Source organism: Sphingomonas sp. Leaf30 (assembly GCF_001422525.1).
Lineage (GTDB): Bacteria > Pseudomonadota > Alphaproteobacteria > Sphingomonadales > Sphingomonadaceae > Sphingomonas > Sphingomonas aerolata.
On sequence record NZ_LMKZ01000005.1, the window covers coordinates 94,251 to 114,815 of the forward strand.

Genomic DNA, 20,565 nt, shown 5'->3' on the forward strand with positions numbered 1-20,565 from the left:
CTTCTATCCCCTACCAGTTCCGGAACCGGCTCGGCGGCCGGTAGAGCCCGCCCGAGGCGAGCATCAGGTCCTTGATCGAACGCGCGGCCAGCATGTTGCGGTTCGCGTCGAGCGGGTCGATGCCGAGATCCTCGGGCCGCTGGATGATCTTCCGCTCGCGCAACCGCTCGACCATCGCCTTGTCACGGCCACGGCCAATCTCGGTAAAGCCCGCCACGCCGCGGATCGCCTGTTCGCGCTCGTCCGCATTGCGGCAGAGCAGCAGGTTGGCGATGCCCTCTTCGGTGACGATGTGCGTGGTGTCGTCGGCATAGACCATGATCGGTGCGAGATCGAGATCGAGCTTCTCCGCCAGTTCGAGCGCGCCGAGCTTCTCAACGAACAGCGGTGCGTTACCCTCGCCGAACGTCTCGCCGATCTGGACGACAAGCTTCCGGCCGCGGCGCAAGGGTGCCGCGGTGTCGGGATCCGCCTCCGCGCCGGCCTGCAACCAGGGTGCGCTGGGATGGCGCCGGCCGCGCGCATCCGACCCCATGTTGGGCGCTCCGCCAAAGCCGGCGATGCGGTTCGCGGTGATCGTCGAACTGTGCCCGGCGAGGTCGATCTGCAGCGTCGAGCCGATGAACATGTCGCAGGCATACAGCCCCGCGGTCTGGCTGAAGGCACGGTTCGAGCGGAGCGAGCCGTCGGGGCCGGTGAAGAAGATGTCGGGCCGCGCGGCGAGATAATCCTCCATGCCGACTTCGGAGCCGAAGCAGTGGACCTGCTCGACCCAGCCCGCCTCGATCGCGGGGATCAGCGTCGGGTGCGGGTTGAGCGCCCAATGCGTGCAGATCTTGCCCTTCAGCCCGAGCTTCTCGCCATAGGTCGGCAGCAGCAGCTCGATCGCCGCGGTGTTGAAGCCGATGCCGTGGTTCAACCGGCGCACACCGTAGGGCTGATAGAGCCCCTTGATCGCCAGCATCGCGGTGAGGATCTGAGTCTCGGTCATGGCGGCCGGATCGCGCGTGAACAGCGGCTCGACATAAAAGGGTCGCCCCGCGTCGAGCACGAAATGGACCTGGTCGCCGGGGATGTCGACGCGCGGCAGCGTATCGACGATCTCGCCGACCTGCGCGATCACCAGGCCGCTGCCGAAGCTGGTCGCCTCGACCACGGTCGGCGTGTCCTCGGTATTGGGGCCGGTATAGAGATTGCCGTGACGGTCCGCGCTGACCGCGGCGATCAGCGCGACCTGCGGCGTCAGGTCGACGAAATAACGCGCGAACAGTTCGAGATAGGTGTGGATCGCGCCGAGCTCGATCTTGCCGCCGAACAGCATCTTCGCGATCCGTGCCGATTGCGGGCCGGAATAGGAGAAATCGAGCCGCTTCGCGATCCCGCTGTCGAAGACGTCGAGATGCTCGGGCAGGACGACGCCAGACTGGACCATGTGCAGGTCGTGGATCCGTTCGGGATCCATCGCGGCCAGCCCCCGGGCCAGCACGTCCGCCTGTTTCTGGTTGTCGCCCTCGATGCAGACCCGGTCGCCGGGCCTGAGCACCGCTTCGAGAAAGTCGACGAGCGTTTCGGGATCGACCAGCTTGCCGGTGGCAAAGCCCTGGCCCGCCGCGATCCGCTCCTCGCGCATCTGCTTGCGCGTATTCCATTGCCGCACCGCATCGCCTCCTGACGCTTATTCTGACCCTCTTGTATTCGCTATTGCTCCAAAGGCAACCCTGTGCATACTTGACGGCGTATAAGACGCCAGATCGAATACATTGAGAGGATATGCCATGAGCGAGTCCCTACCCGTTGCCGCCGCAGATGCGGGACGCGGCGCATGATCGCCGGAGTCGCGCTGCTCGCGATCTGTACGCTGATAGGGCAATTGCTGGGCGAAGGCCTTGGCGTGCTGCTCGGCGTGAAGGCCAATGTCGGCGGAGTCGGCATCGCGATGATCCTGCTGATCGCCGCGCGGATGTGGCTGAAGACCCGCGGCCGCTACAATGAAGGCGTGTCGCGCGGGATCGGCTTCTGGGGCGCGCTGTATATCCCGATCGTCGTCGCGATGGCGGCGCAGCAGGATGTCGTCGCCGCGGTCGAGGGCGGTCCGATCGTCCTGATCGCGGGCGTCGGCGCGCTGCTGCTGTGCTTCAGCGCGGTCGCGATCATCAGCCGGCTGTCGGGCACGCCCGAGACGATGGACGAGATCGAGGCGCGCGAGTCGCGTGAAGCCGCGATGGCGATCGCCGCCGGATCCCCCGCCCCGATCACCCCGCGCTAAGGACCGAACGCATGGAAATGATCACCAAGGTCCTGACCGCCAATGCATTGCTCACCGCGTTTGCGGTCGTCGGCATCGTCATGTGGCTGTCGAACATCCTGTCCGCCAAGCTGACCATGGGCCGGGTCCATGGCTCGGCGATCGCAATCCTGATCGGCCTCGCGCTCGCCTTCTGGGGCGGGATCGCGACCGGCGGGCACAAGGGGCTCGCCGACCTGCCGATGCTTGCCGGAATCGGGCTGATGGGCGGCGCGATGCTGCGCGACTTCGCGATCGTCGCGACCGCGTGCGAGGTCGATGTCGAACAGGCGAAGAAGGCGGGGCTGATTGGCGTCGTCGCGCTGCTGCTCGGCACGATCCTGCCGTTCATTGTCGGCGCGCTGGTTGCGGCGGCGTTCGGCTATACCGATGCGGTGTCGATGACGACGATCGGCGCGGGCGCGGTCACCTATATCGTCGGGCCGGTCACGGGTGCGGCGATCGGCGCGAGCTCGCCCGTCATCGCGCTGTCGATCGCGACGGGCGTGTTCAAGGCGGTGATGGTGATGGTCGGCACGCCCCTGGTCGCAGGGCTGATCGGGCTCAACAACCCGCGCAGCGCGATGGTGTTCGGCGGGCTGATGGGGACGGTCAGCGGCGTGTCGGGCGGGCTCGCCGCGACCGATCGCCGGCTCGTCCCTTATGGCGCCTTGACCGCGACCTTCCATACCGGGCTAGGGTGCCTGGTGGCGCCGTCGATCCTCTATCTGATCGTCCGCGCGATCGTGGGGGGCTGACAGCGTGGCGGATATCGAGAGCGAAGACACGGGGCTGCTGTCCGACCGGATCCGCAACGCGCTGACTGATGCGATCTCGTCGGGCGAGCTCGCGCCGGGCACGATGCTCGACGAACAGCAGCTGGCCGACCGCTACGGCGCGTCGCGCACGCCGGTCCGCGAGGCGCTGCGGCAGCTCGCGACCAGCGGGATGGTCGAGGTCCGCCCGCGCCGCGGCGTCATCGTCCGCCATGTCACCGCCGAGGAGGTGATGGACATGTTCGAGACGATGGCGGAGCTCGAGGCGGTGTGCGTCCGGCTCGCCACCTACCGGATCACGCCGCTCGAACGCAGCCGGCTGCTGCGGGTGCATGAGGCGAGCGAGGCGGCGGTCGCGGCCGGCGATGTCGACGCCTATGACGCGCTCAACCGCGAGTTCCACGAGGCGATCTACCGCGCGGCGCACAACGACTTCCTCGCCGACCAGGCGATCGCGGTGCGGACGCGGCTCAACGCCTTCCGCCGGATGCAGCTGCGCCAAGACCGCCGCCTCGCCAGCTCGCGCGCGGAGCATGACGCGGTAATGCGCGCGATCGCCGAGGGCGATGGCGACGAGGCGGCCCGGCGAATGCGCGCGCACATGCTGAATGCCGCGAGCGCGCTCGACAGCTATATCGCGCACCAGGACGCCGCGCACGCCAAGCCGGCGGGATGATCGCGGCGGGGTGGCTTCCGCCGCGCGTGAGGGCGACCGCCGGACGGGCGCGGCGCCGACTGGGATATCTACCCAGCGCACTGGTCCTTTCCGATCACGCGGCGGCGGCGCTGACGGCCTAAGGTCGCGGCGACGACCATTGAGAAAAGCAGGACGATGACGGATCAGGACGACGACCGGCCGCCGCAGACCGGGGGGGCCGGAGAGGCCGCCTATTTTCACGCGCGCGCCGACTGGCACGAGCGGCGCGCCAGCGTGGCGACCGATGCCAGCACGGTGACGCTGCATCGCCGGTTCGCGCGCTTGTACCGGGCGCGGGCGGCCGATCCGCTAGTATATGAGTACCCATGATTAGCGCATAAATACCAGGAACTTACGTCTCGTTTCACGCTTTATGCGTCCGATCCGGGAGCAGTTGCGCTCCTGGAATGTCGGGAGCCCGATCATGAAAAGCCTGTCTGCGACGATCGCCTCGCTTGTGCTGATGACGGCAGTCGTCGGCTGTGCGGCACCGGCAACGCGGATATCCTCGGGGTTGCAGCGCTACGGGCTCGACGCGCCGCGCGCGGATTGCGTCGGGGAGCGGCTCCAGTCGCGCCTGTCGCTCGGACAGCTCCAGCGGCTCGGCAAGGCGGCCGCGGCGTATCGGCAGAACGACACGACGCCGGGGGCGCTGACGCCGTCCGACCTGATCCGTGTCGCCTCCGAACTGCGCGATCCGGCGATCGCGCTCGAGGTCGGCAAGGCCGCGGCAGCCTGCCGTGTCCTGCCCTGAGCCGAATGACGTTTTCCCATTTTCGAGAAGGACAAGACGATGAACAAGGACGAGTTTCAGGGCGGCGCACGCTATGTCGGCGGCAAGGTCGAGAAGACGATCGGCGATACCGTCAGCAGCGGTGACTGGCAGGTCGACGGCGTCGTCGATCAGGTCGCGGGCGGCGCACAGAATCTCTATGGCCGCGCGAAGTCCGCGGTCGCCGATGTCGTCGATGGCGCCCCGGAGCTCGCCGACAAGCTCGGCAGCGACGTTCGCGAGGCCGCCGATCGCGCCGGCCGGCTGGCGCGACAGGGCGCGCGGACCGTGCAGGAATCCGCCGAGGACGCACCGTTGCTCTGGGCACTCGGCGCCGCCGCGATCGGCTATGGCCTGGCCTGGCTCGTCCACGGCCAGCGCGACTGATCCGATGACCGCCGCCCCCGCCCTCAAGTCGCTGCGCGACTCCGCCGATCTGCGCCATCTGCGCCAGATCATCGCGGGGCTCGACGAGGGCGTGATCCTGATCGATCCGGACCAGTCGATCCTGTGGGCGAACGCCGCGGCGCTCGCAATGCACGGGGTCGACGCGGTCGAGGAGCTGGGGGCGACGGTCGACGCGTATCGGGCGAAGTTCCAGCTGCGCTATCGCAACAACCACCGGTTGGGCGACGACGACTATCCGATCGAACGCGTCGTGTCGGGCGAGGCGTTTTCGCAGGTGGTGGTCGAGGTGGCGGTCGCGGGCGAGGACAGCCCGCGCTGGGTCCACCAGGTCCGCAGCCTCGTCCTGACCGACGACCAGAACGAGCCCGAATGCCTCGTCCTGGTCATCCAGGACGTCTCGGCGCAGTTCGAGGCGGAAGACCGGTTCGAGCAATCGTTCAACGCGAACCCCGCGCCCGCGCTGATCTGCCGGCTGTGCGATCTGAAGTTCGTGAAGGTCAATCAGGGTTTTCTCGACATGACCGGGCATGAGCGCGACGGGGTCCTCGCGCGCACGCTCTACGATCTCGACATCCTCGCGCATGCCGACAAGCGCGACGTGGCGAAGCAACGGCTGTGCGAGGGCCGGACGATTCCGCAGATGGAGGCCGAGCTCGACCTGCCCGAAGGCGGGACCAAGCTGGTGATCGTCGCAGGCCAGCCGATCGATCTGGCCGAGCAACCGTGCATGCTGTTCACCTTCGCGGACCTCGAACCGCGGCGCAAGGCGGAGACCGCGCTGCGCCACAGCGAGGACCGGTTCACGCGCACCTTCTCGCTCGCGCCGGTCGCGCTGGCGATCGGCACGCGCGACGGCCACCGGCTGTGCGACGTCAACGAGGCGTTCACCGAGCTGACCGGCTATACGGCGGCGGACATCGTCGACCAGCCGCTTGGGGTCGTCGATCTGTGGGAGACCGGTGCGATCCAGCACGAGATCGAGGGCGAGATCGCCGCCGACCGGCCGATCCGCGACCGCGAGCTTCGCCTGCGGCTCAAATCGGGTCAGGTGATCGACGGGATCGTCTCGAGCGAGCCGATCCAGCTCGGCGGCGAACCGTGCATGCTGTGGGCGATGCGCGACATCAGCACGCGCAAGGCATCCGAGCGCGAGCTGGTCCATGCGATCGAGGCGGTGATGCAGGATACGAGCTGGCTCAGCCGGTCGATCATGGAGAAGCTCGCGCGGATCCGGACGCCGCAGGCCGATCCGGTCGGCGTCGGGCTCGACGAGCTCACTCCGCGCGAGCGCGAGGTACTGGCGCTGATCTGTCGCGGGCTCGACGACAAGTCGATCGCGCGGACGCTCGACGTCTCGGGCAACACCGTGCGCAATCACGTCGCGCGGATCTATTCGAAGATCGGGGTCAACCGCCGCAACGCCGCCGCAGCCTGGGCGCGCGCGCGCGGCTTCGACGGAGACTCGCTGCCCGCGCGTCATCCGGCCGATGCGGCAAGCAAGGAGGTCGCAGCATGACCGACGACACGACATCAGGCGGCAAGGCCGACAGCAAGACCGGACGTGCGCGCCAGGCCAAGGGCTCTGTCCAGGAGGCGATCGGCAAGATCATCGGCGACCCCGGTGTCGAACGCAGCGGCCGCCGCGAAAGCAAGGCCGGCGCGAAGCAGGCCCAGGCCGAGCCGCATGACGCGGACCATTCCATCGACCGCGACGGCGCCGACTGACGCCGTCGCGGGCACATTATTCAACAGGAGCATCTATGACGATCACCACGACACCCGGCGTTCTGCCGGCCGATGACCTGCGTCTTGCGAAGACGCCCAGCCGCATATCCTGGGGGGCGATCTTTGCAGGCGTCGTCCTCGCGATCGCGGTCCAGCTCGTGCTGGGCATTCTCGGCACGGGCATCGGCCTGACGCTGGTCGACCCGGTTGAGGGTACGACGCCGGGCGCGGCAGGCTTCGGCATCGGTGCCGGGCTGTACTGGATCGTCACGACGATCATCGCGCTTGGCGCGGGCGGCTATGCCGCGGCGCGTGTTGCCGGCGTACATGACCGATTTGACGGGCTCGTCCACGGTCTCGTGGTCTGGGGCGTGACGCTGATCCTGACGCTGTACCTGCTGACCTCGGCGGTCGGCGGGATCATCGGCGGCGCCTTCCGTACCGTCGGCTCGGTCGCGACCGCAGCCGGGACCGGGATCGGTGCCGCCGCGCCCAAGGTCGCCGACGTCGCCGGCGTCGATACGGGCGACGTCCGCGAAGAGGCGGCCGCCTATCTGTCGGACGCACCGTCGGATCCTGCTCAGATGACGTCGGAACAGGCGCAGAAGGAAGTCGCCAAGCAGCTTCCCGCACTCGCCCGCGGCGGGCCGGACGGCGCGCGTGCCGAGAGCCGCATCGTCGACATCGTCGCCGCGCAGCGCAAGATCGCCCGTCCCCAAGCCCAGGCTCAGGTGACGCGCGCCAAGGCGCAGTTCGTCAAGACCAAGGACGAGACGATCGCGACCGCCAAGTCGGCGACCGACACCGCCGCCGGCGCCGCTGCGGGCACGTCGTTCATGGTGGTGATCGCGCTGCTGATCGGTGCCGCCGCCGCAGGGGCCGGCGCGACCGCCGCGACGCGCCGCCGCATCTGATCGCGATACGCCGAGCCTATCTCGGGCGCTGCCGGATCCTCCGGCGGCGCCTTTTTTTGGCCCGCGCGCTGCCGTGCCATGACCTTGGCCGCGGAATTGATTCCGATAGCGGAATGGTTGCGGCCCCCCGACCGCGCCAGGCTTTGTCCCTCTCGAGAAGTCAGCAGTTTCGAAGGTCGTCGACGTGCCCGCTGGGGCCGTCGGCGCCGCGGCGCTGCTGACCCGCACAGGAGGATGAAGCATGGACGTACACGTCATCTCGAAGGCAACCGGGGCCGTCACGCGCGTATCGGGAGAGGCCGTCAGCCTCGATGCGCCGAGCGTCGTCCGGCTCGATCTTGCCCGCTCCGAGGTCGCGGGGTTCGAGCGCGAGGGCAATGCGCTCATCGTCCGCCTGACCAATGGGGACCATGTCGAGGTCGCCAATTTCCATCCTGAAGATGCCGGGGTCGCACCGCATGATCTCGTCCTGAACGAACCCGGCGGCACCATGTGGCAGGCGCGCGTCGCGCCGGGCGCGCCGCGCTTCGTCCCGCTCGAGGATCCCGAGGATCTGGTCGCGGCGGCGGGCGGCGGCGGTGGGGGCTCGCTCGCGCTGCCCGCTGCCCTGCTGGGCGGGGTGGTCACGGCAGGCGGCGCGGCGGCGGCACTGGGCGGCGGCGGCTCGGATACCCCCGCGACCCAGCCTGATCCGGCCACCCCGCCCGTCACCACCCCACCTGTGACGACCCCGCCCGTCATCACCCCACCCGACACGACACCCCCCGCCGCTCCAAGCGTCACGATCGCAGGTGACGGCACGGCCGTCACCGGGCTCGGCGAGGCCGGCGCGACCGTCATCGTGCGCGATCCCGCGGGCATTGTGATCGGCAGCGTCGTCGTGGCGGCGGACGGCAGCTTCACGGCACCGCTGTCTCCAGCGCAGGCCAATGGTGGAAATCTTGCCGTCACGCAGACCGATGCTGCCGGTAACGTATCCCCCGCCGTGCAGATCACTGCGCCCGATACCACAGCTCCCGGTGCACCCGAGGCGGCGATCGACGCTGGTGGCGCGACTGTCACCGGGCGCGGCGAAGCGGGCGCGACCGTCACGGTACGTGATGCCGCGGGCAATGTGATCGCCAGCGTCGTCGTGGCAGCGGACGGCAGCTTCGCTACGCCGCTGTCGCCCGCACAGGCCAATGGCGGCAGCCTTGCCGTCACGCAGACCGACGCAGCGGGCAATATCTCCCCCGCCGTGCAAGTCGCTGCGCCCGATACCACTGCACCCGGCGCGCCCGAGGCAGCGATCGACGCTGGTGGCGCGACCGTCACCGGGCGCGGCGAAGCGGGCGCGACCGTCACGGTGCGTGATGCTGCGGGCAATGTGATCGCCAGCGTCGTCGTGGCAGCGGACGGCAGCTTCGCTGCGCCACTGTCACCGGAGCAAGCTAATGGCGGCAGCCTTGCCGTCACGCAGACCGACGCTGCGGGCAACGTCTCCCCCGCCGTGCAGATCACTGCACCCGATACCACCGCACCCGGCGCGCCCGAGGCGGCGATCGACGCTGGTGGCGCGACCGTCACCGGGCGCGGCGAAGCGGGCGCGACCGTCATGGTGCGTGATGCTGCGGGCATTGTGATCGCCAGCGTCGTCGTGGCGGCGGACGGCAGCTTCACGACGCCGCTGTCGCCCGCGCAGGCGAGTGGCGGCAGCCTCGCCGTTACGCAGACCGACGCTGCGGGTAATGTCTCCGCTGCGGTGCAGATCGCGTCGCCCGACCTCACCGCGCCGGTGACCCCCGCCGTTGCGGTGAACGGCGACGGTACGCTGCTCAGCGGGACCGGAGAGCCGGGCGCGACCGTGACGGTGACCGACGCCAATGGCGTGGTGATCGGCACCGCGACCGCCGGGACGGACGGCGGCTTTGCGGTGCCGCTGTCGCCGGCGCAGACCAATGGCGAGACGCTGGGCGTCAGCCAGGCGGATGCGGCGGGCAATGCCTCGCCCGTGGTCGGGGTCGTTGCGCCCGATCTCACCGCGCCGGCGGCACCGACGATCGCGCTCGACGGCGCCGGCACGATCGCGACCGGCACGGGCGAGCCCGGTGCGACCGTCACCATCACCGGCGAGGACGGCGTTGTGCTCGGAAGCGGAAGCGTCGACGCCGGCGGACGCTATGAAATCACGTTGCGATCGCCGCAGACCGATGGCGAACGGGTCGAGGCGGTCCAGAGCGACGCCGCGGGCAACGTGTCGGGCACGGCGAGCACGATCGCGCCCGACTTCACCGCGCCGGCGCAGCCAGTCGCCGCGATCAACGGGGACGGTACGCTGGTGACGGGGACGGGCGAACCTGGCGCGCAGATCGTGGTCCGCGACCTTGCCGGCACCACGATCGGCACCGCGCAGGTCGGGGTCGACGGGCAATATAGCGTGCTGCTCGACCCGGCACAGGCGAATGGCCAACGGCTCGCGGTGATCCAGACGGACGCCGCAGGCAATGCCGCGTCCCCACTGTCGCTGATCGCCCCCGACGTGACCGCGCCGGCGGCCCCGGCTGCCGCGCTCGATGCGACGGGGACGATCGTGAGCGGCACCGGCGAGCCCGGCGCCCGGATCTCGGTCCGCGACGCGAACGATACCGAGATCGGCGCGGCGATCGTCGATGCGCGCGGCAATTACGATGTCGTGCTCGTCCCGCCGCAGATCGACAGCCAGCTTATCTCGGTCGTGCAGGCGGATGCCGCGGGCAATGTCTCGACCGCGACCGCGCTGATCGCACCCGACCAGACTGCGCCGGCCGCGCCGACTGCGACGGTCGCTGCCGATGGCGCAAGCCTGACCGGAACCGGAGAAGCGGGTGCGACGCTGACGGTGCGCAGCCCGGTCGGGGCGGTGATCGGCACGGTCATCGTCGCGGGCGATGGCAGTTATACCGTCACGCTGACTCCGCCGCAGATCGACGGGGAGACGCTGAGCGTGCGGCAGGTCGATGCCGCGAGCAATGCCTCGCCCGAGGCGACCGCCGTCGCGCCGGATCTGGTCGCCGATCTCGGCCCCGATGCACCGACCGCGACGATCACCATCGACGGCAGCGCCGTGACGGGGAGCGCGGTAGCGGGCGCGACGGTCACGCTGTTCGATGCCGATGGCGTGGTGATCGCGACGGGTCTCGCCGCGGGCGACGGACAGTATAGCATCGCGCTCGTCCCAGCGCTGCGTGACGGCGAGACGATCCGCGTGACGCAAACCGACGGCGACGGCAATGTCTCACCCCCCGCGACCGCGATCGCCCCCGACCTGACCGCGCCCGACGCCCCCAGCGCGGTGCTCGACCAGACGGGCACGGCGCTGACCGGGACGGGCGACGCCGGCGCGGCGATCACGGTGCGCGATGCCGACGGCACCGTGATCGGCACCGCGACAGCCAACGCCGCCGGCGCCTTTGCGGTGATCCTTGATCCGGCGCAGCGCGATGGCGGGACGCTTGCGGTGACGCAGGCGGACGCCGCGGGCAATGTCTCGGCCCCCGCGCTAGTCGCAGTGCCTGATGTCACCGCCCCCGCAGCGCCGACGGCGACCGTCGAGGGCGATGGTAGCAGCCTCGTCGGCACGGGGGAGGCCGGGACGAGCGTCATCGTGCGCGATCCATCCGGCACCGCGATCGGTACCGCGACCGTCGCCGCCGATGGCGGTTTCCGCGTCGCGCTCGACCCCGCCCAAGCGGATGGCGAGACGCTGAGCGTGACGCTGACCGATGCGGCGGGCAATGTGTCCGCACCAGCCACCGCGATCGCCCCCGACATCACCGCGCCGGGCGTGCCGACCGCGACGATCAGCGGGGACGGTTCGGTCGTCACCGGATCGGGCCAGGTCGGCGCGACGGTGACCGTCACCGCGCCTGGTGGAGCGACGCTCGGGACCGCCATCGTCGCCGCCGACGGCGCCTATGCCGTCGCCCTCGTCCCCCCGCAGCTCGACGGCGAGGCGCTGTCGGTCGTCCAGGCCGACAGCGCGGGCAATGTCTCGGCTCCGGTGGGGCTGCTGGCCCCCGACACCACCGCACCCGACGCCCCCACCGCGACGATCAGCGGCGATGGCAGTCTTGCGACGGGTACCGGCGCCCCGGGTGCGACGATCAGCGTCACCAACGCGGCGGGCATCGTGATCGGTACCGCGATCGTCGCGGAGGACCGAAGCTATGCCGCAACGCTGACCCCGGCGCAGGCCAATGGCGAGAGGCTCGCCGTGACGCAGGCCGACGCGGCGGGCAATGTCTCCGCGTCGACCGGCGTGACGGCCCCGGACATCACCGCGCCGCCTGCGCCCGTCGCGATGCTCGACGCGAGCGGATCGGTCGTCATGGGCACCGGCGAGCCCGGCGCGACGCTGACGGTCCGCGATGCTTTTGGTACGCCGCTGGGAACCGCGATCGTCACCGCGCAAGGCGAGTATAGCGTCACGCTCGCGACCCCGCAGATCGACCGCCAGACACTGAGCGTGTCGCAGGCCGATGCCGCGGGCAATCCGTCGCCCGCAACCACACTGACCGCGCCCGACCTGACCGCGCCGGCCGCGCCGCTGGCCACCGTCGCGCCTGATGGACTCACGCTCACCGGTACGGGCGAGGCGGGAGCGACGGTGACCGTCCGCGATCCGCTGGGCCGCGTGCTGGGTCAGGCCGTCGTCCAGGGCGACGGCACCTATACGGTGCCGCTCGATCCGGCGCAGACCAACGGCGAAGTGCTGGGGGTCGACCAGCGGGACGTTGCCGGAAACGGCTCGCCCATCGTGACCGCGACCGCACCGGACCTCGTCGCGGACACCACGCCTGATGCGCCGAGCGCCGCGGTCGACCCGGATGGCGCTGCGGTGGCGGGGACGGCGAATGCCAGTGCCGCGGTCACCGTCTATGATGCGGTCGGGACGATCATCGGCACCGGCGTCGCCGGTCCGGACGGAGGCTATCGGATCGCGCTCGTCCCCGCTCGGATCGACGGCGAGACGGTCCGCGTCACGCAGACCGACGCGGACGGCGACGTCTCGCCGCCCGCCACCGCGGTCGCGCCCGACCGGACCGCCCCCGCCGCCCCCACGGCAACCCTCGATGTGACGGGAAGCGTCGTCACGGGCACGGGCGAGCCGGGCGCGACGATCACGATCCGCGCGGCCGACACGACCAGTCTGGGCACCGCGATCGTCGGCGCGAACGGCGCCTATGCGGTGACGCTGACGCCCGCGCAGACCGATGGCCAGACGCTGGCCGCGACACAGGCTGACGCTGCGGGCAATGTCTCGGCGCCGATCGCGCTGATCGCGCCCGATTACACCGCGCCCGCCCTGCCCGTCGTCACGATCGCACCGGACGGCAGCACGGCGAGCGGGATCGGCGAGCCGGGTGCGACCGTGACGATCCGTCTCGGTGCCGTCATCCTGGGCACCGCACAGGTCGCGGCGGATGGCAGCTACACCGCGCAGCTGAGCCCGGCGCCGGTCAACGGCGAGACGCTGTCGGCGAGCCAGGCCGATCCCACCGGCAATGTCTCGGCCGTCGCGACCGTCGCGGCGCCCGACATCACCGCCCCGCCGCCGCCGATCATTTCGGCGATCACCAACGACGGCACGACGCTGACCGGGACGGGCGAGGTCGGCGCACGGGTCGAGGTTCGCGGTCCCGATGCCACGCTGATCGGCGTCGCGACCGTCGATGCCGATGGTCGGTACACGGTCACGCTGGTGCCGGCACAGGCGGCGGGCGGGACGTTGAGCGTCACCCAGGCCGATGCCACGGGCAATGTCTCGGTCCCGGCCAGCATCGCCGCGCCGTTCGACATCGCCGCGTTCGGCAATGTCGACGCCGCCGGACTCGATCTCCTGCCGACCACGGCCCCGGTCGATCTGGGGAGCGCCCGCTATCTCGCCCTTGTCTCGCTGGGCCTCGTCGACCTCGACGCCGAGGTGCTCGCGGTTCGCAACGTTCGCTTCTCGGTGGCGGAGGGCCACAGCCTGGATGCACGGTTCACCTATGACGCGGCGGCAACGATCGGCGCCGCCAGCGACTATGCGGTGGTCGTGCAGCGGCTGGTGGGGACACAGTGGGTCGCGGTCACCGGCAGCGGGCCTGCCTCGCTGCTCGAGATCGGTCTGCTCAACGGCAATCTCAGCGCGACCGAGACGCTGGGACCGGGCGTGTACCGGGCCTTCCTGACCTTCCAGGGGACGGCGGGCGTCGGGCTGCTCGGCGATCTGTCGGTCGCCGGGATCGATTCCGACTTCACCGATATTGCCGGTGCAACGCCCATCGCGGCGAGCGGCAACGTCATCACCGACGCGGGCCCGGGTGGCGAGATCGACGTCACGGGTCCCGGAACCCGCGTCGCCAGCGTCACGGTCAATGGCGTGACGACGGACGTCGGACCGGACGGGAGCAGCGTCACCGGCGCCTGGGGCAGCCTGAGGATCAACCCCGACGGCAGCTACAGCTACACCCCCGTTGCGAATGCCGGCGCGATCGGGCGGACCGAGACCTTTACCTACACGCTGGTCGACCCGGCCGATGGCGAGCGTGAAACCGCGACGCTGACGATCGCGATCGGCAGCCCGGACATCACCGGCGCGCCGCTTGCGGTCGCCGACCAGGCGTTTGCCGACGTGACGTTCCAGAATGTCGTCACCACGCTGCCGCCCGCACGGACGTTCGACTTCCCGTCGACCGGGACCATCCTGACGGGGCAGGTCACCGGCACGGGCACCGGCAGTTTCACCGTCGCCCCCGCCGCGGTGTCGGATATCACGATCGTCGCCGCGCGAACGGGTGGGCTGGTGTCCGTACTGCCGGCCTATACCGTCAGCGTGCGCAACGCCGAGGGAGTCGTCGTTCGCACCGGCACCATCAATACGGCGTTGAACCTGGGGCTCGGCGGCGTCGCGACCTTCACCTTCGACGACCTGCCCAGCGGCAGCTATTCCTACCAGGTCAGCAGCAATGCTGCGCTGAGCGTCGGGAGTTTCGGCACCACGGTCTCGCTGGGCTCGAGCACCTTGTTCCTCAACGATTACACGCTGGCGACGCGCGAGACCGCGACGGGCAATCTGCTCGACAATGACACGACCAATACCAGCTCCGCTGCGATCCGCGTCGATCGCGGCAGCGGTTTTGCCGAGATCGGCAACACTCCGGTCACGCTGACCGGCCGATATGGCACGCTGCAAATCGATGAGACCGGGGGCTATGCCTATCAGCCCAGCGCGACGCTCGGCTTCTCCGCGGTCGATCTCACCGACAGCTTCACCTATCAGCTCGTCCAGCCCAATGGCGTGCTGTCCACCGCGACGCTGACCGTGACGATCGACGTGCCCGGCGACGGACCCGCCGCCGCGGCAGGCTTCGCATCGGTCGCATCGGACGCAAACGGGTTCGCGGAGCTGACGGCGCTGGTGGAGACCGGGGACCTCGACGTCATCCCGCTCGACGCGCTGACGGCACAGAGCGTCGAATCGGGCGCGTTCGCGGCGGCCGGGCCGGTGATCGGGCTCGCCACCTATGATCTGTTCGAGGGTCAGGGCGAATTGGAGGACGTGCTGTCACAGTATCTTGCAGAGGAACCACAAGCATTGACTGGAGAAGAGCCCGATACGGTTTCGTTTGATCCGATCGTCGTCACGGAAATCGCCACCGTCGTCGATCCGTTCGATTACCTCGCCACTATCCCGGATCAGGATCAGAACGGACTTGTCACCAGTCAGGTTGTATAAGCATTCGAAACTGGTCTTTTCTAGAACCATTTCAGCAACTTAAAGACTGTTTACTCTATACGTTTCGTTAAGCACCCCTGTCCTTTGCTGGTGCCAGCAGAGGACAGGGACGCAATGATCACTTCCACTATGAGCGCGATGCGATCGCTGGCCGCGGGCGTCCTATTGGCGGCTGTGCCGTGCAACGCCGGGCAAGCGGTCGACACCCCTAGCCCCGCGACGCCGGGTCCGGTGACGCTCGAAACCGCGGCACGCGAAGCGGTCGCCTGGCATCCGTCGCTGACCGAGGCAGCGGGCGCGCTGGCGGCGCGCGGCGAGGAGGTGAAGGCGGCACGCGCGGGCTATCTCCCCACCGTCAGCGCCGGGATCGGCAGCGGGTTTGACAGCCGCGTATCGGGCACCCTGCGGCCGCGACCCCAGTTGGGCGCGTCGCAGATGCTGTTCGATTTCGGCAAGGTGTCGAGCGAGATCGCGGGCGCGCGCGCCGGGACGCGGGTCGGGCGTGCCGAGATGCTGCTCGCGGTCGACACGCTGATCCGCGACACAGCCTATGCCGTGATCGAATATCAGCGCGCGTCCGCACAGCGGATCATCGCGGCCGAGCAGGCGGACCGGATCCGCGAGATCAGCGAGCTTGTCGGCAAGCGTACCGCCTTTGGTGCCGCGACGCGATCGGATGCGCTGCAGGCGCAGGCGCGGGTCGAGGCGGCGACGGCGAGCCTCGCGACGGTCGAGGCGGCGGAACGCCGCTGGGCGAGCAATCTGGCCTTCCTGCTCGGTCGCGACGCCCCGCCCGCCGCGGTGTCCGCCGACGTTCCGGACTGGCTGATGCGGAGCTGTTCGGGTCCGGTGCCCGCCTGGGAGACGGTGCCGCTGGTCATGGCCGCCGAGGCGCAGGCGGACCGCGCCGCCGCCGCGCTGCGTCGCAGCCGCGCGGACCGCTATCCAACGCTGTCGATCGGCGGCGACGCCTCGACCGACGTGACAGCGCCGCTCGGCAATCGCAGCATCTATAATGTCGGCCTGCGCGTCTCGAGCAACATCTTCGCGGGCGGGGTCACGCGCGCGCGTGCGCGCAGCGCGGCGTTCGAACTGGAGGCGGCCCAGGCTGCCACGCGCCGGGTCCGCAACGAGAGCAGCCAGCGGCTGGCCGAGGCGCGGCAGCAGATCGAAAGCCTGTCGCAGGTCGTCGCCACGCTGCAATCGCGCCAGACCAACATGCGTGAGACGGGCCGGCTGTACCGGATCCAGTATCTCGAAATGGGCACGCGCACGCTCGTCGACCTGCTCAACGCCGAACAGGAATTCCAGCAGGTCCGGTTCGAGGCGGTGAACGTCGCGCAGACCCTGCGCAGCCTCCAGGTGGATTGCCTGTATCTGTCGGGACGGATGCGCGACGCGTTTGCGCTGTCCGGCGCGACGGTGCGCGGGGTGACGCTGTGACCGCCGATCGGGTGCCGTTCGCGGTGCCGGCGGGCGGACCGGGGGCCGGCATCGACGGCTGGCTCGACCTGCTTGGCCGCGTTGCCCGCCACTATCGCCTGCCGCTGTCCGAACAGCGCGCGCGGCTCGCGGCCCATTGGGAGCTGGGCGACGACGACGAGGCGCGCATCCGCACGCTGGCGCGCGCGACCGGGCTCGGCGTGCAGCTCGTCCCCGCCGCGGGCATGCGGCTGACGAGCTGGCGGCTGCCGCTGATCGTCCGGCTGCGCGACGGCGAGATCGCGCTGATCGAGGGGATCGACGCGGAGGGCCAGGCCCGGCTGATCGTGCCGGGCGACCGGGGTGGAGCGACGCATCTGCCGATCGACCAGCTGACCGCCGGCGCAACCGGCTATGTCATTCCCCGGCCGTCGCGCTCGGCGCCCGACACGCGGATCGACGCCTATATCCGCCCGTTCCAGGATCACTGGCTGCGCGACATCCTGATGGCCGACGCCCCCTCCTATGGCCATGTCATGGTCGCGTCGGTCGTGACCAACTGCCTGGGGCTCGCAGGGGTCCTGTTCTCGATGCAGGTCTATGACCGCGTCGTGCCGGCGGGCTCGATCCCGACGCTGACGATCCTGTTCGTCGGGGTGCTGATCGCGATCGGCTTCGATTTCGTGTTGCGACGGCTCAGGACGAACATCGTCGACGTGCTTGGCAAGCGCGCCGATCTGCGCATCTCGGACCGGGTCTTCGGTCACGCGCTGCGGGTCCGCAACCGCGCGCGCCCGACCTCGACCGGGACGTTCATCTCGCAGCTGCGCGACCTCGACCAGGTGCGCGACATGCTGACCTCGACGACCGTCGCGACGGTCGCGGACATGCCCTTCTTCCTGCTGTTCCTCGGCGTGCTCTGGTATGTCGGCGGCGCGCTGGCGCTGGTGCCGCTCGCCGCGCTGGTCCTGTTGCTGCTGCCGGGGCTGCTCGCGCAACGCCGGCTGCGGATGTACGCGACCGAATCGATGCGCGAATCCTCGCTGCGCAACGCGATGCTGGTCGAATCGGTGCAGGGCATTGAGGACATCAAGGCGCTGCAGGCGGAGGACCGGTTCCACCACCAGTGGAACCACTATACCGCGGTCGCGGGCGAGGCGCAGCTCAGGCTGCGCGGGCTGACCAACGGCCTGTCGGTGTGGACCCAGAGCGTCCAGAACGGCGTCTATGCCGCGATCATCTTCGTCGGCGCGCCGCTCGTGATCGCGGGCGACATCACCACCGGCGTGCTGGTCGCGACCTCGATCCTCGGCTCGCGGATGATGGCGCCGATGGCCCAGGTCACGCAGCTGCTCAGCCGGTTCCAGCACGCCAAGGTGGCGATGGGCAGCCTCAACCAGATCATGGCGCTGCCCGTCGACACCGCCGACGCGTATCACCGCATCCCGCTGCCCGTCGTCCAGGGCGACTTCGCGCTGCGGTCCGCGGTCTTCACCTATGCCGACCCCAACGCCCCCCCTGCCCTGACGGTCCAGACGCTCGACATCGCGGCGGGCGAGCGGATCGCGTTGCTGGGGCGCAACGGCGCGGGCAAGTCGACGCTGCTTCAGGGCCTGTCGGGGATGCTGCAGCCGGTGTCGGGCGAGGTGCTGCTCGACGGCCTCGCGCTGCATCAGGTCGATCCCGCCGATGTCCGCCGCGACATCGGCCTGCTGACCCAGACCTCGCGGCTGTTCCACGGGACGCTGCGGGAGAACCTGACGCTCGGCGCGCCGATGGCGTCGGACAGGGAGATTAGCGAGATGCTCGCGATGGTCGGCGCGGACACTATGGTCCGGCGGTTGCGCGACGGGCTCGGCCATGTCGTGCAGGAAGGTGGCAGAGGCCTGTCGGGTGGGCAGATCCAGGGGCTGCTGCTTGCGCGGCTGCTGCTGCGCCAGCCAACCGTCGCGCTGCTCGACGAGCCGACCGCGGCGATGGACGAGGGCACGGAGCGCTACTTCATCGCGCGGCTCGGGGCGTGGAGCCGTACGCGTACATTGATCGTCGCGACCCACCGGATGCGGATGCTTGAGATCGTCGACCGGATCATCGTGATCGACAACGGCACCATCGTCCTCGACGGCCCCAAGGACCAGATCCTCGCGCAGATGCGCGGGACGCGGAGTGCGGCGGCATGAGCGCGCGGGCGATCGACGACGACCACCTTTTCGGCGGCGAAGGCAGCGTCCGGCTCGCGACCGCGACGCGGCTCGTCTGGATCCTCGCCGCGCTGTTCGTGGCAGCACTTGGCTGGGCGTGGTTCGCGGCACTCGACGAGGTGGCGACCGGCGAAGCGCGCGTCGTGCCGACCAGCCGCGAACAGGTGATCCAGTCGCTCGAGGGCGGGATCCTGACCAAGCTTCCGGTGCGTCAGGACGATATCGTCACCCCGGGGCAGCTGCTCGCACAGCTCGATCCGACGCAGGCGGGGTCGACCGTCGACGAGACCGCCGCCAAATATCGCGCCGCGCTGGCCAGCGTCGCGCGGCTTCAGGCGGAGGCGAACGGCACGCCGCTGACGTTCGCGTCCGAACTCGACCGCTATCCCGAGTTGAAGGCCGCCGAGACGCGGCTCCACGACACCCGGCGACGCAGCCTGCAATCGTCGATCCAGCTGATCGACCAGAGCCTGGCGCTGATCGGACGCGAGGTGCGGATCGGGGAATCGCTGATCGCGGTCGGCGCGGCGAGCAATGTCGAGGTGTTGCGGCTGCAACGCCAGCGGGCCGAGCTCGAGCTCAAAAAGGCCGATCTGCGATCGCAATATATGGTCGAGGCGCGGCAGGATCTGGCCAAGGTCACCGAACAGGTCGATTCGCTCGCACCGGTGGTTCGGGGGCGGTCCGACACGCTCTCGCGCCTCACACTGCGCTCGCCGGTGCGCGGGGTCGTCAAGAATATCGAGGTGTCGACGATCGGCGGCGTCGTGCCGCCCAATGGCAAGCTGATGGAGATCGTCCCGCTCGACGACCGGCTGCTGATCGAGGCGCGGATCCAGCCGCGCGACATCGCCTTCATCCGCCCCGGCCAGTCCGCGAGCGTCAAGGTGACCGCCTATGACTATTCGATCTATGGCGGCCTGACGGGCAGCGTGGTCAGCATCTCGCCCGACACGATCCGCGACGAGGTGAAGCCCGACATCCTCTATTACCGCGTGTTCGTGCGGACCAAGGCGGATATGCTGACGAACAAGGCCGGCGCGAAGTTCGCGATCACCCCCGGCATGGTCGCGACGGTCGATATCCATACCGGCAGCAAGACCGTGCTCCAGTATCTCGTCAAACCCCTCAACCGGGCGCGGGAGGCGCTGCGCGAACGATGACCGATGTCGCACGCCGCAACCTGCGCGCACCCGGCGCCGGCGCCCCGAGACCGATCGCCCCCGCCTTGCTCGCCCGCGCGCGCCAGGCCCGCCAGCTGCGCGCGACGATGAGCGCGTTCCTGCCGCAGGACCTGCTGGTCGATCCGGCCTGGGACATGATGATCGACCTGTTCATTGCGGCCGCCACCGGCGAGACGCTCTGCGTGAAGGATCTGACGCTGATGTCGGGGGGCAGTGCAGCGGGGACGATGCGGCGGATCGATCGGCTGCAACAGGCCGAGCTGCTGCGACGCCACGTCGATCCCGCGGATCACCGGCGGGTGCATGTCAGCCTGACCGATACCGGCTACAAGGCGATGGCGGCGATGCTCGACCATCTGTTCGATCGCGGCGCCGGGGATGCGGCCCCGGCGGTGGCGCCGAAATCCTTCGCACCGGGCAAGCTGCGCGGCTGACGGGCGCGGC

General features: G+C 69.7%; 15 protein-coding genes. 14 read left to right on the forward strand and 1 reads right to left on the reverse strand.

Annotated elements, in window-relative coordinates; genetic code table 11:
* Positions 1-10: 10 nt before the first annotated feature.
* On the reverse strand, positions 11-1,657 hold the full coding sequence (gene mdcA / locus ASE89_RS09880) for a malonate decarboxylase subunit alpha (RefSeq protein WP_082451380.1): 1,647 nt from the start codon (positions 1,655-1,657) through the stop codon (positions 11-13).
* Between the two features lie 165 nt (positions 1,658-1,822).
* Here mdcA and madL point away from each other — a divergent pair, with 165 nt between their 5' ends.
* The 14 genes from madL to ASE89_RS09950 all read left to right on the forward strand — a co-directional run bounded on the left by madL (position 1,823) and on the right by ASE89_RS09950 (position 20,555).
* Complete coding sequence (gene madL, locus ASE89_RS09885; RefSeq protein WP_056676844.1) at positions 1,823-2,266, forward strand: malonate transporter subunit MadL; 444 nt, start codon at positions 1,823-1,825, stop codon at positions 2,264-2,266.
* 11 nt (positions 2,267-2,277) lie between these two features.
* Positions 2,278-3,042: a malonate transporter subunit MadM gene (madM, locus tag ASE89_RS09890; RefSeq protein ID WP_056676846.1), complete on the forward strand. Its 765-nt coding sequence runs from the start codon at positions 2,278-2,280 to the stop codon at positions 3,040-3,042.
* A 4-nt stretch (positions 3,043-3,046) separates the two neighbouring features.
* Positions 3,047-3,736: a GntR family transcriptional regulator gene (locus ASE89_RS09895; protein ID WP_056676849.1), complete on the forward strand. Its 690-nt coding sequence runs from the start codon at positions 3,047-3,049 to the stop codon at positions 3,734-3,736.
* A 156-nt stretch (positions 3,737-3,892) separates the two neighbouring features.
* Positions 3,893-4,087, forward strand: coding sequence for a hypothetical protein (locus tag ASE89_RS09900; RefSeq protein WP_056676852.1), 195 nt, complete (start codon positions 3,893-3,895; stop codon positions 4,085-4,087).
* Between the two features lie 94 nt (positions 4,088-4,181).
* Positions 4,182-4,511 (forward strand): hypothetical protein, encoded by a 330-nt coding sequence (locus ASE89_RS09905; RefSeq protein WP_056408426.1) that lies wholly within the window; start codon positions 4,182-4,184, stop codon positions 4,509-4,511.
* A 39-nt stretch (positions 4,512-4,550) separates the two neighbouring features.
* Entirely contained in the window at positions 4,551-4,916 is a 366-nt protein-coding gene (locus ASE89_RS09910) for a CsbD family protein (RefSeq protein ID WP_056676854.1), read from the forward strand.
* Positions 4,917-4,920: 4 nt separating this feature from the next.
* The gene (locus ASE89_RS09915; RefSeq protein WP_056677280.1) at positions 4,921-6,453 is read left to right on the forward strand and encodes a PAS domain S-box protein; all 1,533 of its coding nucleotides are present in this window, start codon (positions 4,921-4,923) and stop codon (positions 6,451-6,453) included.
* Positions 6,450-6,662: a CsbD family protein gene (locus ASE89_RS09920; protein ID WP_056676857.1), complete on the forward strand. Its 213-nt coding sequence runs from the start codon at positions 6,450-6,452 to the stop codon at positions 6,660-6,662. Before ASE89_RS09915 ends, ASE89_RS09920 begins: the two co-directional genes overlap by 4 nt.
* A gap of 35 nt (positions 6,663-6,697) precedes the next feature.
* The gene (locus ASE89_RS09925; protein WP_056676860.1) at positions 6,698-7,576 is read left to right on the forward strand and encodes a hypothetical protein; all 879 of its coding nucleotides are present in this window, start codon (positions 6,698-6,700) and stop codon (positions 7,574-7,576) included.
* Positions 7,577-7,817: 241 nt separating this feature from the next.
* Positions 7,818-15,314 carry a BapA/Bap/LapF family large adhesin gene (locus tag ASE89_RS09930; protein WP_056676863.1) on the forward strand — a complete coding sequence of 2,499 codons (7,497 nt, stop codon included), beginning with the start codon at positions 7,818-7,820 and terminating at the stop codon, positions 15,312-15,314.
* Positions 15,315-15,428: 114 nt separating this feature from the next.
* Complete coding sequence (locus ASE89_RS09935) at positions 15,429-16,757, forward strand: TolC family protein (RefSeq protein ID WP_236701694.1); 1,329 nt, start codon at positions 15,429-15,431, stop codon at positions 16,755-16,757.
* Positions 16,754-18,916: a type I secretion system permease/ATPase gene (locus ASE89_RS09940; RefSeq protein ID WP_082451381.1), complete on the forward strand. Its 2,163-nt coding sequence runs from the start codon at positions 16,754-16,756 to the stop codon at positions 18,914-18,916. The genes ASE89_RS09935 and ASE89_RS09940 overlap by 4 nt, the downstream gene beginning before the upstream one ends.
* Complete coding sequence (locus tag ASE89_RS09945; RefSeq protein WP_056676868.1) at positions 18,913-20,100, forward strand: HlyD family type I secretion periplasmic adaptor subunit; 1,188 nt, start codon at positions 18,913-18,915, stop codon at positions 20,098-20,100. The genes ASE89_RS09940 and ASE89_RS09945 overlap by 4 nt, the downstream gene beginning before the upstream one ends.
* A complete protein-coding gene (locus ASE89_RS09950; RefSeq protein WP_056676870.1) occupies positions 20,097-20,555 on the forward strand; it encodes a MarR family transcriptional regulator in 459 nt (152 codons plus the stop codon). The genes ASE89_RS09945 and ASE89_RS09950 overlap by 4 nt, the downstream gene beginning before the upstream one ends.
* Positions 20,556-20,565 lie beyond the last annotated feature (10 nt).